13 protein-coding genes are annotated in these 16,469 nt (G+C 72.7%); 9 read left to right on the forward strand and 4 right to left on the reverse strand.

Going from position 1 to position 16,469, the window contains the following annotated elements:
* Positions 1-9 precede the first annotated feature (9 nt).
* The 3 genes from hflX (at position 10) to ACIPWA_RS04365 (ending at position 4,788) form a co-directional block, all read left to right on the forward strand.
* Positions 10-1,542 carry a GTPase HflX gene (gene hflX / locus ACIPWA_RS04355; RefSeq protein WP_400288314.1) on the forward strand — a complete coding sequence of 511 codons (1,533 nt, stop codon included), beginning with the start codon at positions 10-12 and terminating at the stop codon, positions 1,540-1,542.
* Between the two features lie 155 nt (positions 1,543-1,697).
* Complete coding sequence (locus ACIPWA_RS04360) at positions 1,698-3,755, forward strand: ATP-dependent DNA helicase (RefSeq protein ID WP_056648804.1); 2,058 nt, start codon at positions 1,698-1,700, stop codon at positions 3,753-3,755.
* A gap of 79 nt (positions 3,756-3,834) precedes the next feature.
* Positions 3,835-4,788, forward strand: a complete 954-nt coding sequence (locus ACIPWA_RS04365) for an L-lactate dehydrogenase (RefSeq protein ID WP_056648806.1) — start codon at positions 3,835-3,837, stop codon at positions 4,786-4,788.
* A gap of 131 nt (positions 4,789-4,919) precedes the next feature.
* On the opposite strand, the gene lexA is transcribed toward ACIPWA_RS04365, so the two are convergent.
* Positions 4,920-5,669, reverse strand: a complete 750-nt coding sequence (gene lexA, locus ACIPWA_RS04370; RefSeq protein ID WP_056648808.1) for a transcriptional repressor LexA — start codon at positions 5,667-5,669, stop codon at positions 4,920-4,922.
* 295 nt (positions 5,670-5,964) lie between these two features.
* On the opposite strand from lexA, the gene ACIPWA_RS04375 reads away from it, so the two are divergent.
* Entirely contained in the window at positions 5,965-6,336 is a 372-nt protein-coding gene (locus tag ACIPWA_RS04375; protein WP_400288316.1) for a LysM peptidoglycan-binding domain-containing protein, read from the forward strand.
* 395 nt (positions 6,337-6,731) lie between these two features.
* The gene (gene nrdR, locus ACIPWA_RS04380) at positions 6,732-7,274 is read left to right on the forward strand and encodes a transcriptional regulator NrdR (RefSeq protein WP_400288318.1); all 543 of its coding nucleotides are present in this window, start codon (positions 6,732-6,734) and stop codon (positions 7,272-7,274) included.
* A gap of 105 nt (positions 7,275-7,379) precedes the next feature.
* On the opposite strand, the gene ACIPWA_RS04385 is transcribed toward nrdR, so the two are convergent.
* A complete protein-coding gene (locus ACIPWA_RS04385) occupies positions 7,380-8,456 on the reverse strand; it encodes an aldo/keto reductase (protein WP_400288320.1) in 1,077 nt (358 codons plus the stop codon).
* A gap of 114 nt (positions 8,457-8,570) precedes the next feature.
* Here ACIPWA_RS04385 and ACIPWA_RS04390 point away from each other — a divergent pair, with 114 nt between their 5' ends.
* Positions 8,571-8,762 (forward strand): DUF5302 domain-containing protein, encoded by a 192-nt coding sequence (locus ACIPWA_RS04390; RefSeq protein ID WP_056648816.1) that lies wholly within the window; start codon positions 8,571-8,573, stop codon positions 8,760-8,762.
* A gap of 93 nt (positions 8,763-8,855) precedes the next feature.
* Here the strand turns inward: ACIPWA_RS04390 and serA are convergent, their stop codons facing one another.
* Positions 8,856-10,055: a phosphoglycerate dehydrogenase gene (serA, locus tag ACIPWA_RS04395; RefSeq protein ID WP_056648818.1), complete on the reverse strand. Its 1,200-nt coding sequence runs from the start codon at positions 10,053-10,055 to the stop codon at positions 8,856-8,858.
* Positions 10,056-10,208: 153 nt separating this feature from the next.
* Positions 10,209-12,443 (reverse strand): HelD family protein, encoded by a 2,235-nt coding sequence (locus ACIPWA_RS04400; protein ID WP_449870388.1) that lies wholly within the window; start codon positions 12,441-12,443, stop codon positions 10,209-10,211.
* A gap of 385 nt (positions 12,444-12,828) precedes the next feature.
* Between ACIPWA_RS04400 and ACIPWA_RS04405 the strand changes: the two genes are divergently transcribed.
* From ACIPWA_RS04405 to ACIPWA_RS04415, 3 genes are all read left to right on the forward strand, one after another.
* Entirely contained in the window at positions 12,829-14,139 is a 1,311-nt protein-coding gene (locus ACIPWA_RS04405; protein WP_400288325.1) for a PP2C family protein-serine/threonine phosphatase, read from the forward strand.
* Positions 14,136-15,791: a sensor histidine kinase gene (locus ACIPWA_RS04410; protein WP_400288326.1), complete on the forward strand. Its 1,656-nt coding sequence runs from the start codon at positions 14,136-14,138 to the stop codon at positions 15,789-15,791. Before ACIPWA_RS04405 ends, ACIPWA_RS04410 begins: the two co-directional genes overlap by 4 nt.
* A gap of 124 nt (positions 15,792-15,915) precedes the next feature.
* Entirely contained in the window at positions 15,916-16,356 is a 441-nt protein-coding gene (locus ACIPWA_RS04415) for a response regulator (protein ID WP_056649045.1), read from the forward strand.
* The last annotated feature ends 113 nt before the right edge of the window (positions 16,357-16,469 follow it).

Consider the following 16,469-nt stretch of genomic DNA (forward strand, 5'->3'; position numbering starts at 1 on the left):
AGGCGGCCCATGACCCAGACCCCTGCGAACCCCACCCCCGAGACCTCACCGGAGACCGTGGAGCGCCCCGTGCGCGACATCGCCGGAGACGTCGTGGCACGGGTGCTCGCTCGGGCGGGGACCGCGCGCGCCGAGGGGGGCACCCAGCACTCCGTCTACGACGGCGAGCAGCTCGAGCTCGCCGAGCGCACCGCGCTGCGACGGGTCGCGAACCTCTCGACCGAGCTCGAGGACGTCACCGAGGTCGAGTACCGCCAGCTGCGCCTCGAGAAGGTCGTGCTCGTGGGCCTCTACACGGGCAGCGGCGACGCCGCGGCGGCCGAGGCCGAGGTCTCGCTGCGCGAGCTCGCGGCGCTCGCCGAGACGGCGGGCTCCCAGGTGCTCGACGGCGTGCTCCAGCGTCGCCAGAAGCCGGACCCCGGGACGTACCTGGGCTCGGGCAAGGCCGCCGAGCTGGCCGCGGTCGTCGCGGCCACGGGAGCGGACACGGTCGTGATCGACGGCGAGCTCGCCCCCTCGCAGCGGCGTGCGCTCGAGGACATCGTCAAGGTCAAGGTCGTCGACCGGACCGCGCTGATCCTCGACATCTTCGCCCAGCACGCCAAGTCCCGAGAGGGCAAGGCGCAGGTCGAGCTCGCCCAGCTCGAGTACCTGCTCCCGCGCCTGCGCGGCTGGGGCGAGTCGATGTCCCGCCAGGCCGGTGGCCAGGTCGGTGGCGCGGGAGCCGGCATGGGCTCGCGCGGACCCGGTGAGACCAAGATCGAGCTCGACCGCCGTCGTATCCGCGACCGCATGACCAAGCTGCGGCGCGAGATCGCGGCGATGGCCCCCGCGCGCGAGACCAAGCGGTCCTCGCGCAAGCGCCACGCCATCCCGTCGGTCGCGATCGCCGGGTACACCAACGCCGGCAAGTCGAGCCTGCTCAACGCGCTGACCGGCGCCGGCGTGCTCGTCGAGAACGCGCTGTTCGCGACGCTCGACCCCACGGTGCGTCGCGCGCAGACCGAGGACGGGCGCGTCTACACGCTCGCGGACACGGTCGGGTTCGTCCGCGCGCTGCCGCACCAGCTCGTCGAGGCGTTCCGCTCGACGCTCGAGGAGGTCGGCCAGGCCGACCTGCTGCTGCACGTGGTCGACGCGTCGCACCCCGACCCCGAGGGACAGATCGCCGCGGTCCGGCACGTCCTCGCGGACATCCCCGGCATCGACCAGGTGCTCGAGGTCGTCGTGCTCAACAAGGTCGACATCGCCGACCCCGACGTCGTGGCGCGCATCCGCGGCCGCGAACGGCGCACGATCGTGGTCTCGGCGCACACCGGGCAGGGGATCGACGACCTGCTCCAGCTCATCTCCGACGAGCTGCCGCGGCCCGACGTCTCGGTCGACCTCGTGGTGCCCTACCACCGCGGCGACCTGGTCAACCGCGTGCACCTCACGGGCGAGATCGACCTCGAGGAGCACGTCGAGACGGGCACGCGCCTGCTCGCCCGGGTCGACGAGGGGCTCGCGCTCGAGCTCCACGCCGTCGCAGTCCGCGCCTGAGCGCGCAGGGGCCCGGGCTCAGAGGAGCCGGGCCCCAGCGCGTGCCAGGGGGCTGCGGTCCGGCGCTCTTCCGGGCGCCTCGCGGGCGGCTCGTGCGGCCCGCCCCTCGCCGGTCGCGGGCCCGTCGTGTCGGAGGGTCGCCGTAGACTTCCGGGGTGCCCGAGGAGACCACCACCACCCTGACCACGGGCTCTGCGACCCCTGACGTCGAGGAGCTGCTCGACCTCGCGGTCGGTGCCCTCGGTGGCGGGCGACGCGCGGGCCAGCACCAGATGGCCGTGAGCGTCGCGACCGCGATCGACGGCTCGGGCGGACCCGACCACCTGCTGGTCCAGGCGGGCACCGGCACCGGGAAGTCGCTCGGCTACCTCGTGCCCGCGGTGCGCCACGCGGTGTGCGAGGACGAGCGGGTCATCGTCTCGACCGCGACCCTCGCGCTCCAGCGCCAGATCATCACGCGCGACCTCCCGCTGGTCGCCCAGGCCGTCGCGGACAGGCTCCCGCGCGAGCCCCGGATCGCTCTCCTCAAGGGCTGGCACAACTACCTGTGCCAGCACAAGATCGAGGGGGGCTACCCGGCCGACGAGCCCACGCTGTTCGACCTGCCCACGGGGGGTGAGCGCGCGGGCGTCGCGGAGCACCCGGCCCCGGGTGCGGCCTCGGGGGCCGCTGCGCTGGGCGAGCAGGTCGTGCGGTTGCGCGAATGGGCCCAGGAGACCACGACGGGGGACCGCGACGACCTGGTGCCCGGTGTCTCGGACAAGGCGTGGCGGCAGGTCTCGGTCACGGCCCTCGAGTGCCTGGGGGCCAAGTGCCCGCTCATCGACGACTGCTTCCCCGACCAGGCCCGCACGAGCGCGCGCGAGGCAGACGTCGTGGTGACCAACCACGCGATGCTCGGTATCGCCGCGTCGGGCTCGCCCGGCGTCCTGCCCGAGCACGGGGTGGTCGTCGTCGACGAGGCCCACGAGCTGAGCGACCGCGTCACGGCCGCTGCGACCGCGGACCTCTCGGTGCCCATCATCGAGCACGCCGCGCGGCTCGCACGTCGCCACGGGGGAGTGCAGACGACCGACCTGGACCTCGCGATCGGCGCGTTCGGGACCGTGGTCGCCGCGCTGCCCGCGGAGCGCTTCCCGGACGGCCTGCCCGACGACGCGCGCTCGGCCGTCGCGGCGGTCCGCGACGCGGCGCGCACGGTGCTCAGCGCGCTCAAGCCGGACACCTCGGGCGGGCCTCAGGCGCAGCCGGACACCGGGATGAAGATGGCCCAGGCCACCATGCTCCAGGTCTTCGAGATCGCCGAGCGCATGGCGCAGGACCCCACGGGGCACGACGTCCTGTGGTGCTCGCGCGCCGGCGAGGACGGTCGCTGGAGCGGGGACGGCGTGAGCAAGCTGCACGCCGCGCCGCTCGCGGTGGCCGGGCTCATCCGGACCAACCTCCTGACCGAGCGCACGGGCGTCTTCACGTCGGCGACGCTCGCGCTCGGGGGGACGTTCGATCCCGTTGCCCGCTCGCTCGGGCTCGACGACGACGGGGCCACCTGGAGCGGCCTGGACGTCGGCAGCCCGTTCGACTACCCCCAGCAGGGCATCCTCTACATCGCCAAGCACCTGCCCCAGCCCGGCCGCGAGGCGGCCACCGACGGGCAGCTCGACGAGATCGCCGACCTCATCACCGCGGCGGGCGGGCGGACGCTGGGCCTGTTCTCGTCGCGGCGCGCGGCGCTCGCGGTCGCCGAGGCCATGCGCGAACGGCTCGACGTCCCGGTCCTGTGCCAGGGCGACGACCAGCTGCCCACGCTCGTCAAGGAGTTCGCCGCAGACCCGCAGACGTGCCTGTTCGGCACGCTCTCGTTGTGGCAGGGCGTGGACGTGCCGGGCCCCAGCTGTCAGCTCGTGCTCATCGACCGGATCCCGTTCCCCCGGCCCGACGACCCGGTGAAGTCGGCCCGCGCCCGCGCAGTGGAGGCCGCGGGGGGCAACGGCTTCATGCAGGTCTCGGCCAACCATGCGGCGCTGCTGCTCGCCCAGGGTGCGGGGCGGCTCATCCGGTCGACCGCGGACCGCGGTGTCGTCGCCGTCCTCGACCCGCGCCTCGCGACGGCTCGCTACGGTTCCTACCTGACCAAGTCGATGCCGGACTTCTGGACCACGACCGACCGACGTGTCGTCCTCTCTGCGCTCGAGCGCCTCTCCGCCCTAGGCTGAGACCCGGCAGTCCACGCGGTGGACGCGGTCTCCGTCCGGCGGAGGCTCGAGGTCCGTCGCACAACGTCCAGGAGGCACAGTGCCCGCCCGTACCACCAAGCTCGCGATCGTCGGCGCAGGTTCCGTCGGATCGACCCTCGCCTACGCGGCGCTCATGCGAGGGGCCGCTCACACCGTGAGCCTCCTCGACATCAACAAGACCAAGGTGGAGGCCGAGGTCCTCGACCTCCAGCACGGCATCCAGTTCATGCCCATGGCCAAGGTCGAGGGCTCCGACGACGTCGCGGTGTGCGCCGACGCCGACGTCGTCGTCTTCACCGCGGGCGCCAAGCAGAAGCCCGGGCAGACGCGCCTGGACCTCGCGGGGGCGACCATCTCCCTGGTCCGCAACATCCTGCCGGGGCTCGTCGAGGTCGCGCCCAACGCGATCTACATCATGGTGACCAACCCGGTCGACGTCGTGACGTACGCGGCGCTCAAGTACTCGGGACTGCCGTCGAACCAGCTCTTCGGCAGCGGGACGGTCCTGGACTCCTCCCGCCTGCGCTTCCTGGTCGCGCAGCACTGCGGTGTCGCGGTGCAGAACGTCCACGCCTACATCGCGGGCGAGCACGGCGACAGCGAGATCCCGCTCTGGAGCTCGGCGACCATCAGCGGTGTGCCGCTGCTCGACTGGCAGGGGCTCACGGGCCGCGGGCCGCTCACCGCCGAGGTGCGCGAGGACATCGCGCACGAGGTCGTGCAGTCGGCCTACCGCATCATCGAGGGCAAGGGCGCGACCAACTACGCGGTCGCGCTCGCCGCCACCCGTATCATCGAGGCGATCCTCGACGACGAGCACCGCGTCCTGCCCGTCTCCTCGCTCCTCGACGACTTCCACGGGATCAGCGACGTGTGCCTGTCCGTGCCGTCGCTGCTGGAGCGGCGAGGGTGCGGGGAGCGGATCGAGGTCCCGCTGTCCGACATCGAGCTCGCCGGGCTGCGCTCGTCCGCGGACTCGGTGCGCGCGGTCGCGAAGAGCTTCGGGCTGTGACTCGCCAGGGCTGACTCCCGCGAGGGGGCCGAGGACCGCCGACAGGCGGTGCCCGGGGCACGACGAAGGGGACGGCCGGTGCGGCCGTCCCCTTCGTCGTGCGGGAACAGGAACGTCTCGAGGCGAGCGGGTCAGAGGCTGCGCAGGACCGAGACGACGCGGCCGAGGACCTGCGCGTCGTCGCCGGACAGCGGGCGGTACGCCTCGTTGTGCGGCATGAGCCACACGTGCCCGTCGATGCGCTTGAAGGTCTTGACGGTCGCCTCGCCGTCGATCATCGCGGCCACGATCTCACCGTTCTCCGCGACGGGCTGGCGACGGACGACGACCCAGTCGCCGTCGCAGATCGCTGCGTCGATCATGGAGTCTCCCGACACGCGCAGCAGGAAGAGCTCACCGTCGCCCACGAGCTGGCGGGGCAGCGGGAACACGTCCTCGACGACCTGCTCCGCGAGGATGGGGCCACCGGCCGCGATGCGCCCCACGACGGGGACGTACGACGGGGTGGGGCGCTCGGGGGACTCCTCGGCGGGATCCACGCCCTCCACGCGCGGGAAGCCGCTGCCTGGCAGAGCCCTGATCCCGCGCGAGTCGTCGGTCTGGACGACCTCGATGGCCCGAGGACGGTTCGGGTCGCGGCGCAGGTAGCCCTTGCGCTCGAGCGTCGTCAGCTGGTGCTTGACGCTCGACGGGCTGGTCAGGCCGACGGCCTCGCCGATCTCGCGCATGCTCGGCGGGTAGCCGCGCTGCTCGACCGACGACCGGATCGTCTCGAGGACCAGGCGCTGACGCGCCGTGAGCCCGTCCCCGCCCGTCGCAGGGTCGGGGAGCTCGTGCACCTTCGCGAGCCTGCCCGTGGTGTCGGCCACCCGTCCCGCCATCGTCGTCTCCGCCCTGCTCGGCCGTTCCGGTCCTTGTCCTGCGGAGTGTGCGCCGAGAGCGGCGCCGCCTCCTGGTAGAGCTCCCGGCCGCCTGCGCGCGCCCCGAAGGGGCCCGACATATCGGACGACCGGTACAGGTCCAGGGTAGGTCACCACGCGACACGAATCAAACACATGTTCGAGCATGTCTCGACAACGCGTGCAGTCGGTGATAGAAATCGTACAGATGTTCGACGTACAGGTGTTCGAACCGACCGGGGAAGGCGGTTCGGGCACCCCTGGCGAAGGAGTGGACATGAGCGCAGTGGTGTCGATGGACGAGTGGCGCACGGCGAGGCGTCGGGCGTCCGTGCCGGTGCCGGCGTCGGAGGGCCCCCTCCGTCTCACGCGTCGCGGTCGGGTCGTCCTGACGGTGCTCGCCCTCGGGCTTGTGGTGCTCGCCGTGCTGTGGGGCGGCAAGGCCTTCGCCTCGGGCGCCGGCGAGCCGCGCGAGGTCACGGTGCACGCGGTCCAGGCCGGCGAGACGCTCTGGCAGCACGCCGCAGCGCTGGCCGGGGGTGACCGGGACGTGCGTGACGTCGTCGACGAGCTGATGGCCCTCAACGGGCTCTCGTCGGCCAGTCTCGACGTCGGACAGCAGCTGTTGCTCCCGGTGGGCGAGGGGTGACGGGCCGCTCCGGCGGTTCGTGCTGGCGCTCGCCGGGGCTCTGGTGCCGCGTCTCGGCAGGTTGCGTGTGAGACAGGGGTTGCGCACTGCCCTTAGGTTCCCCTAAGTTAGTACTGCCTCACCAACCCGGCTGGGGGGTCGGTCGGTGGGGAGGAGACGCGCACTGCCGCGTCTCCGCAGTTGCGTCGACGTCTGCGAGGCGAGTCGCGGACGTGAGATGGGGACGGGGGCGTCCCGACGGAGGTGGCCGGTTCACGGCCACCTCCGTTCTCCGTTTGTGACCGATGCCCGGGGCGGGGCGCCTTGCATGTCGCCGAGCGGGCGACGTACGTTCGGGGCGCACCTCCGGAGCGGCCGCTCCGGAGCCAGGCCGACCAGCACAGGAGACCTTTCCCATGCACTGTCCGTTCTGCCGGCACGCGGACTCTCGGGTCGTCGACTCACGGACCTCCGACGACGGCGCATCGATCCGCCGTCGCCGCCAGTGCCCTGCGTGCAACCGGCGCTTCACCACGATCGAGACCGCGAGCCTGTCCGTGGTCAAGCGTTCGGGGGTGACCGAGCCGTTCAGCCGGGAGAAGATCGTGACCGGCGTGCGCAAGGCCTGCCAGGGGCGACCGGTCAACGAGGACGACCTCGCGGTGCTGGCCCAGCGCGTCGAGGAGTCGCTGCGGGCCGGCGGCAGCGCCGAGCTCGACGCCTACGAGATCGGCCTGGCTATCCTCGGCCCGCTGCGCGAGCTCGACGAGGTCGCCTACCTGCGGTTCGCGAGCGTCTACCAGGCCTTCGACTCGCTGGAGGACTTCGAGACCGCGATCAACTCCCTGCGCGCCGAGCGCGAGGCTCGGGAAGACGCGGTGCGCGGACTCGACGGCTCCGAGGGGATCGACGTCGGGCAGGACCCCGCGCCCGCGGGGGAGGCCCCGCACCTGGCCTGAGCCGGGCGTGGCGCCGTGCTCGCGCGCCACGCGTGCCGCGCTCGGTCGGCGCGGGCGATGCGTCCCATGCTCCGTCGGCGCGGACCGGGACGGGACGGAGTGTGCTCAGAGCCTGCTCGACCGGTCGGCCCAGATGTTGATGCCGGTGTCGAGCGGACGCGACGTGCCGTCCGGGGCCGTCTCGAGCGACACCGCGTCGATCGCCGCGAGCTCCGCGGGGGAGAACGGGGCCGCGTCGAGCGCTCGCAGGTTCTCGTCGAGCTGGGCGGTCGTGCGCGCCCCCACGAGGACCGAGGTCACTCGCGGGTCCCGGAGCGTCCAGGCGAGCGCCATCCGTGGCAGCGACTCTCCGCGGCCCGACGCGATCTCCCGCAGCGTGCGGACCCGGGCGAGGTTCTCCGGCGAGAGGAGCTCGGTGCGCAGCGACACTCCGCGCGCGGCGCGAGACCCCTCCGGCACGCCGTCGAGGTAGCGGTCGGTCAGCATGCCCTGGGCCAGTGGCGAGAAGACGATGAGGCCGGTTCCCGCGTCGCCGGCGACGTCGAGCAGCGTCCGTCCGTCGGGCCCTGGCTCCTCGATCCAGCGGTTGAGGATCGAGTAGGACGGCTGGTGCAGGACCAGGGGCAGGCCCAGGTCCCCGGCGATCTCGAGGGCCTGCGCGGTGCGACGGGCCGAGTAGGACGAGATCGCGGCGTACCGGGCGCGTCCCGAGGCCACGGCAGTGGCGAGGGCGCCGACCGTCTCGCGCAGCGGTGTCGTGGGGTCGAACCGGTGGGAGTAGAAGACGTCCACGTGGTCGAGTCCCAGTCGACGCAGCGAGGCGTCGAGCGAGGACAGCAGGTACTTGCGCGAGCCGCCCTCGCCGTAGGGGCCAGGGCCCATGCGGTAGCCGGCCTTGGTCGAGAGGAGGAGCTCGTCACGGTGTCCCCGCAGGTCCGTCGCGAGCAGGCGGCCGAACCCGGCCTCGGCCGACCCGGGTGGCGGGCCGTAGTTGTTCGCGAGGTCGAAGTGGACGACACCCCGCTCGTAGGCGTGCAGCACGAGCTCGCGCTGAGCGGCGAACGGCGTGGAGTCCCCGAAGTTCTGCCACAGACCCAGAGACAGGGCGGGCAGGGTCAGGCCGGAGCTCCCGGCGCGCCGGTACGTCATGTCGGCGGTGCTCGCTGGTGTTTTGTGCGACATGTCTCGACCGTACCCGGTCGTATTCGCTGGCGTTACCGATCGGCGTACGCCAGGCTGGGGGCAGGGGAGCGCCCCCAGGCGTACCCGTTCCACCGAGAGCAAGGAGGCCCGCCGATGACGACGTCGAAGGACGAGACACCAGCGACCACGCCCAGCGAGGACGCGAAGGCGAAGTTCCGCGAGGCGCTGGACCGCAAGAACGCCGCGAGCCACCGCACCGCGGACGGGGGCTCGAACACGGGCACCGTGCACGGTTCGGAGACCGTCGGACCTGTGCAGCGCACGTTCCGCCGCAAGTCCGGCTGAGCGGCTGCCGGGCACTGCCCGGCCCGCCCGTGACGACGAAGGGACCGCACCCACGGGTGCGGTCCCTTCGTCGTCACGGTTCGAGCTAGCGGGTCAGGACAGCACCCGCAGCTTGACGGTCGCGTCCATCGCGCGCAGCGCCTCGATCGCGGCCGGCTCGAGCTCCGAGCCGACGTCGGTCACCACGTAGCCGAGCTCGCCGCGGGTCGCGAGCATCTGACCCTCGATGTTGGTGCCGTGCTCCGCGAGCACGGCGTTGACGGCTGCCAGCACACCCGGGGTGTTGCGGTGGAGGTGCGCGATCCGGCTCACGCCCGTGCTCTGCTCGAGGGCCAGACCGGGCATGTTGACGCTGAGCGTGGTCGAGCCCGTGGCGAGGTAGTCACGGAGCTTGCCGGCGACGAACTGGCCGATCGACTCCTGCGCCTCTTCCGTGGACCCGCCGATGTGCGGGGTCAGGATCACGTTCGGCAGGCCACGGAGGTCCGACTCGAAGTGGTCGCCGCGCTTCTTGGGCTCCTCGGGGAAGACGTCGATCGCCGCGCCGGACAGGTGCCCGGACAGGATGGCCTCCCGCAGAGCCCCCGTGTCGACGACGAAGCCGCGCGAGAGGTTGAGCAGGATCGAGCCCGGGCGCATGCGCGAGAGCTGCTTCTCGCCGAACAGGCCGGCGTTGCCGCCGCGCCCGTCCACGTGCAGGGTCACGACGTCGGCGGTCTCCAGGAGCTCGTCGAGGGTGTCCATGCGACGGGCGTTGCCCAGCGCGAGCTTCTCGGCCGTGTCGTAGAAGATGACCGACATGCCGAGTGCCTCGGCCACGACCGAGAGCTGGGTCCCGATGTTGCCGTAGCCGATGATGCCCAGGGTGCGGCCGCGGACCTCGTGCGCACCCTCGGCCGACTTGTCCCAGATGCCGTCGTGGAGCGCGCGGTCGCGCTCGGTCAGGCGCCGGGTCAGCGCGATGATCTCGGCCAGGGCGATCTCCACGACCGACCGGGTGTTCGAGAACGGGGCGTTGAACGTCGCGACACCGTGCGAGGCGGCGGCCTTGAGGTCGATCTGGTTGGTGCCGATGCAGAACGCGCCGATCGCGACGAGGTCCGGTGCGGACTCGATGACGCGGGCGGTCACGTTGGTCTTGGACCGGATGCCGAGGATGTTGACGCCCTGGAGCGCCTCGATCAGCTCGGCCTCGTCCATGGCCCCGGATCGCACGGTCACGTCGATGCCGGCGGACTCGAAGATCGAGGTGGCGAGTGGGTGCAGGTTTTCGAGGAAGAGGGCGCGTAGCACCTCCCTATGGTGCTCCGAGTTGCCATGAGCACCAAACGAGTCTTGTCCTTCGGACGCCCGGCACGGCTGGCCGGACGCCGTCCGGGCGCACCCCGCGACAGGTCCGGCGCCGCCGGCCGGGCACCGCGCCCGGCCGGCGCCGCGCGCGCCCCCTCAGTCGGCGAACCCTCCGGGCAGGGGCTGGGCGTGCACGACGACGAGCCGCTGGGTGGGTCGCGTCATGGCCACGTACAGGTCCGAGGCGCCCGAGGGACCGGCGAGGATCTCGGCCGGTTCGACCAGGACGACGGCGTCGAACTCGAGGCCCTTGCTCTGCGTGGGGCTCAGGACCGTCAGCGCCGCGGCGAGCGCGCCGGGGAGGGCCGCGGCCGGACCGGCGAGCAGCGGCGTCGAGCCGTGCGCCTCGACCAGCTGCTCGCGCACCTCGCCCACGCGCCCGGCCGGGACGACCACGGCGACCCGGCCTGCGCCGTCGGGCCCGACGAACTCCGCCAGCGCCGCGCGGACCCGTGCGACGACCTCCGGTCCCACGGCCCCGGCAACGGGGACCGGGGCCAGCACGAGGGCTCCCGGGACGTCGCGCGCCGAGGTGAGCGACGACGTCGGGAGGCCCGACGCGGCCGCGAACCGCTGCGCGGTGTCCGCGATCTGGGTGGGCGTGCGGTAGTTGACGGTCAGGGTCGCCTGCCGCCACGCGTCGCGCAGCAGCGGGTCGAGCATGCTCGCCCACGACCGCGCACCCGCGAGCGAGGACGTCTGGGCGACGTCGCCGACGATCGTCATGGACCGTGTGGGGCAGCGGCGCACCAGGGCGCGCCACGCCATCGCGGAGAGCTCCTGGGCCTCGTCGACCACGACGTGCGCGTACGTCCACGTGCGGTCCTGGGCAGCGCGCTCGGCCGTGGTCAGGCGCGAGCCGCCGCCGCCGAAGCGGTCCGCGAGGATCTCCGCCCCCACGATCCCGCCGCCTGCTCCCGAGGACTCGAGCACCTGGCGCGCGTACTCGAGGTTCGCCGCGCGGTCCGCGGCCTCGGCCTTGGCCTGGGCGCGGGCAGCCTGGTCGTCCTCGCCCAGGAGCTCGGCGGCCTCGTCGAGGAGCGGCACGTCCGCGGGCGTCCAGGGTGAGCCCTGGGGGCGTGCGAGGGACGCACGGTCCGCGCGTGACATGTCGGGTGCCGCCTCGGCGAGGCGGTGCGGCTTGATGAACAGGTCCTCGATCAGGCGCTCGGGCGTGAGCGGCATCCAGGCGAGGTTGAGCGCGATACGGATCTCGCGCTGCCGACGCAGGTCGTCGATCACCTCGGCCCGCTCCTCGGGAGCGACCGGCCCGCCGAGCTCGGCGAGGTACTGGTCGGCGAGCCGGCCCAGCATCTCGCGCACGAACGGCACGCGGGCGAGGTTGTGCGGCTTGTGGGTGCGGTGGGCCTTGGCGATCGCGTCGCGCACGTCGGAGCGGCGGACCACCAGGTCGTGCCCGTCGATGCGCAGGTGCTGGTCCGCGGCGGGCACGCGCTGGCGCGCGCGGACGGCCCGCTGGACGATCCTGGCCCAGGACGCGCGGCCCTTGATGCGGGCCACCTCGGGGGACTCCTCACCGTCGGCGACGAGTCCCGGGAGCAGCTCGGCGATCGTGGTGCTCACGACGCCGGTCTCGCCGAGCGAGGGCAGGACCTGGTCGATGTAGTGCAGGAAGGACAGGCTGGGACCGACCAGCAGGACGCCCGAGCGCTCGAGCAGGCGCCGGTGGGCGTACAGGAGGTAGGCCGCGCGGTGCAGCGCGACGGCCGTCTTGCCGGTGCCCGGCCCGCCCTGGACCACCAGGGCGCCCGCGAGCTCCGAGCGGATGATCGCGTCCTGCTCGGCCTGGATCGTCGCGACGATGTCGCCCATGCGGCTCGTCCGGCCGGCCGCCATGGCGGCGAGCAGAGCCCCCTCGCCCGAGAGCGAGGACTGCGAGGCGGCGTCCGAGGACAGGTCGAGGACCTCGTCCTCGAGCCCGGTCACGCTGCGTCCCCTGGTCACGAGGTGCCGACGGCGCCGCACCCCGTCGGGGTGGGCCGCGGTCGCCCGGTAGAACGCCTGGGCGGCGGGAGCCCGCCAGTCGGTGAGGATCGAGGCGTGGTCCTCGTCGGACAGGCCGATCCGGCCGACGTAGCGCGTGGTGTCGTCGTCGAGGTCGAGCCGCCCGAAGGTCAGGCGCTCCTCGACGGACTCGAGCTGCGCGAGCCGGTCCTCGTAGAGGGTCGCGAACGCGTCGCGCTCGCTGCGGTTCTGGGGGGACCCGGACGGACCGCCACGGCGGACGCCCGCCAGGCGGGCCCGGGTCGCGGCGCGCAGCTCGTCGAGGCGAGCGTAGAGCGTGTCGACGACGAGCTGTTCCTTGCCGATCTCCTCCTGTCGTCCGGAGGGCTGGTGGTCCGGCGTGGCCGTGACCTGTCCGTCCGGAGCCCGTGTCCCGCTCGTCCGGTCGCTCGTCTCGCGCACCCTGATCCGTCCTGTCCTCTGGTCCCACGTGGCCCGCTCGCGCACCCCCGCGATGCAGCCGTCCATTATTGCCGATCCGGGCGGTCCCGGGGGCCATCCGACCGAGGCGCGGACCGGGGACAGGCGGCAGGTCGGACAGGGGGGAGTACGGGGCAGGTCCGGGGCCACCGGTCCGCTCGTCCGGGCGTGCCCACCCCCGGGGCGGCGCAGGAGGCGCGCCCGCATCCCACCGCGAGGCTCCGCTGTCCTCTACGATCGGGAACCATGGCGAGAGTCGGGAGTGCACGTCGTGGTGACTGACCCCGTGCCGCCCCGTGCTCAGGACGGTGCCCCCGCGGTCCTCTCGCCCGAGGACCTGCTGCGGGTCCTGCTCGTCGAGGACGACGACGGGGACGCGATCCTCGTCGAGGAGCTGCTCGAGGACGCGAGCGTCAACGTCGAGCTGCACCGGGCGACCGCGCTCGACGAGGCGCTGGAGAAGCTCGGCCAGCACGACGTGCACTGCATCCTGCTGGACCTCGGTCTGCCCGACGCCGTGGGTCTGTCCGCGGTCGAACGGCTGCAGTCTCGACCCAACCCGCCGGCCCTCGTGGTCCTGACCGGGCACACCGGGATCGACCTCGGGGTCCAGGCCGTGGCGGCAGGCGCCGACGACTACCTGGTCAAGGGAGAGGTCGACGGTGATCTCCTCGGTCGATCGGTCCGGTACGCGGTGCAGCGCCGTCGCTCCAAGGAGCAGCAGCGTGCGCTGTACCGCAGCGAGGTCCGGGCCGCGGAGACCGCTCGCCTCGAGCGCGCGCTCCTGCCCAAGGCGCTCGTGTCGGACGAGCGGATCGCCGTGATGGTCGGCTACATCCCCGGAGGCAACGGGCTGCTCGGTGGCGACTTCTACGACGCGGTCGAGCGCAGCGACGGGAGCGTCCTGTGCCTGATCGGTGACGTCGCGGGGCACGGACCCGACGAGGCGGCCCTCGGTGCGACGCTGCGCACGGCGTGGCGCACGCTCGTCCTGTCGGACGTCGCCCCCGACCAGATCCTGCCGCTGGTCGAGCGGGTCCTGGTGCCCGAGCGTGCCCGCCCCGAGGTGTTCGTCACGCTGTGCCAGGTCGTCATCTCCGCCGACCGGTCCGGGGTCGACCTCTATCTCGCGGGGCACATGCCACCGCTGCTCCTGCAGGACTCCTGCTCGGAGCTCCCGACGACGTCGCGCGGGCGGGCGCTCGGCATCCCCGTGGGCGGGGGCTGGCGCGCCGAGCACGTGGAGCTCGAGGCACCCTGGGCGCTCATGCTCTACACCGACGGACTCATCGAGGCGACGCTGGCGGAGGATCCGGCGGTCCCCGGGACGGGGTTCGTCGCCGGTGCTCCGGGACGCAGGGAGCGGCTGGGGGTCGCGGGGCTCCTCGCTGCGGTCGACACGGAGATCACGCACGGGGGCGAGGGGCTCGTCGAGCGGGTCTTCCGCCGTGTCCGCGACCTGCACGGCGGTCCTCTGGCCGACGACGCGGCGGTCCTCGTGGTCGGCTGGGGCGGGCCCGACCAGGCGGCCCGCGGCGAGCGGACCGCGACCCTCGCGGACTCCGACGAGTGGTCGCAGTGACGGCAGGGCAGCCGACGGCAAGGAGCACGGACACCGAGGAGGAGCCCGAGATCCTCGCGGGGACGGCGCCGCAGGGCGCGTCCTTGCGGCGCCGCCTCGGTGTCCTCCTGGTGGTCGCCGCGGCGATCCTGCTCGCGGTCCTCGTGACCTCGGTCGTCGCTCTCCTCAACGTCGTGCGCATCCAGGACGAGGTGACCAACCCCTACTTCACGGCCATCACCCAGGCGGACACGGCGTACATCTCGCTCGTGGACGCTGAGTCGTCCGTGCGGGCCTTCCTCGCGACGGGTGTCGAGGTCAACCTCGAGCCGTTCGAGCGATCGGTCGGCTCGGACGGGTCGGTGTCCCTCCACGACGAGGCGACGTCGGAGGTGCTCGCGGTCTCACCTCCGGTGGCGGCCGCCCTCGACAGGGCGTCGACGGCGATCCACGAGTGGGCTCTCGGGTACGCCGTGCCGTCCGTCCAGAAGGTGCAGGACGGCGGCCCGGAGGCCGTGACGACCGACGACAAGCTCGAGGGCGCTCGTCTGTTCGACGACGCCCGGGTCGCGACGGGCGACTACATCACGGTCCTGCGGTCCGTCCGGGCGGAGAAGGTCGAGGAGCTCGAGAGCTGGACGCAGGTGCTCTTCGGGTCGGTCCTCGTCCTCGTCCTGGCCGCGCTGCTGGTGGGCGCGGTCCTGTGGAGCGTGCTCAAGCGGTGGATCACCGAGCCCGTGACCTCGCTCGCGCACCAGGTGCGCGTCGTCAGCGGCGGTCGGCTGCGGCAGCCGGTCGCGGTCAGCGCGCCGGGCGAGATCGGGGCGCTCGCGATCGACATCGAGCACATGCGCCAGGAGCTCGTGAGCCAGGTGGCCGAGATTCGTGCGTCGCACGAGGAGGTCGAGCTCTCCCACGAGCTGCTCGCTGCTCAGGCCCAGGAGCTCGAACGCTCGAACCGCGACCTGGAGCAGTTCGCCTACGTCGCCTCGCACGACCTCCAGGAGCCGTTGCGCAAGGTCGCGTCGTTCACCCAGCTGCTGCAGAAGCGGTACGGCGGACAGCTCGACGACCGTGCGGACCAGTACATCGAGTTCGCGGTCGACGGGGCCAAGCGGATGCAGCGGCTCATCCAGGACCTGCTCGGGTTCTCGCGCGTCGGACGGACCGGGACCGAACGGGTCCAGGTCGACCTCGAGAAGTCGCTCGCGGTGGCCCTGTCCGACCTCGAGGACAAGATCGCCACGACGGGCGCGGTCGTGACGCACGACCCGCTCCCCACGGTCCGCGGCGAGAAGGCCCTGCTCGAACAGCTCTTCGTCAACCTCGTGGGCAACGCGATCAAGTTCCGCGACCCGGAGCGTCCGCCGGTCGTCCACGTCGGGGTCCGGGCGAGCGAGCGCGCGTGGGAGCTCAGCGTGGTCGACAACGGGATCGGGATCGACGCGCAGTACGCCGAACGGGTCTTCGTCATCTTCCAGCGGCTGCACCCCAAGGACGTCTACGAGGGGACGGGGATCGGCCTCGCGCTGTGCAAGCGCATCGTGGAGTACCACGGCGGACGCATCTGGCTCGAGCCCACCGAGGGCGGCGGGACGACGGTCCGGTTCACGATCGCGCACGCCTACGACCCCTCCGCCGCGGCCCCCAGACCTTCGCACGACGCGCCGTAGCCGACGGAGCCCTGCGACGTGCCGCCACGTGCTGCGACGTGTGCGGCAGCGCGTCGACTAGGCTCGCGGCGTGGCCCCGGAGGACCGGGGCGACCTGGGGACGACGGACTGCGGGGCACACGGCATGAGCAACGGGCACAAGGTGATCGACGTCCTGCTGGTCGAGGACGACCCGGGGGACGTCCTGATGACGCGCGAGGCGTTCGAGGACCACAAGCTCACGAACCGGCTCTCGGTCGTCAGCGACGGCGTCAGCGCGATGGCCTTCCTGCGCAAGGAGGGGGAGTACGCGGACGCGCCGACCCCGGACCTGATCCTGCTGGACCTGAACCTTCCGCGCATGGACGGTCGTGAGGTCCTGGGCGAGCTCAAGTCGGACCCGGCCCTCCGCCAGATCCCCGTCGTCGTGCTCACGACGTCGGAGGCCGAGGAGGACGTCGTGCGTTCCTACTCGCTGCACGCGAACGCCTACGTGACCAAGCCGGTCGACTTCGACCGCTTCATCGACGTGGTCCGTCAGATCGACGACTTCTTCGTCACCGTGGTGCGTCTCCCCGGGCGTTGACCGACCCGGGGCCCGGCCCCGGCCGGTACGGCCTCGGTGTGCCTGTGCCCCGTGCCGGCACGGCTCGCCCGCCGTCGGGACCGAGGTCCCGGCCCGGGAAGGTTCCGACGGTG

It is taken from the genome of Oerskovia enterophila (assembly GCF_044748475.1).
Classification (GTDB): domain Bacteria; phylum Actinomycetota; class Actinomycetes; order Actinomycetales; family Cellulomonadaceae; genus Oerskovia; species Oerskovia enterophila.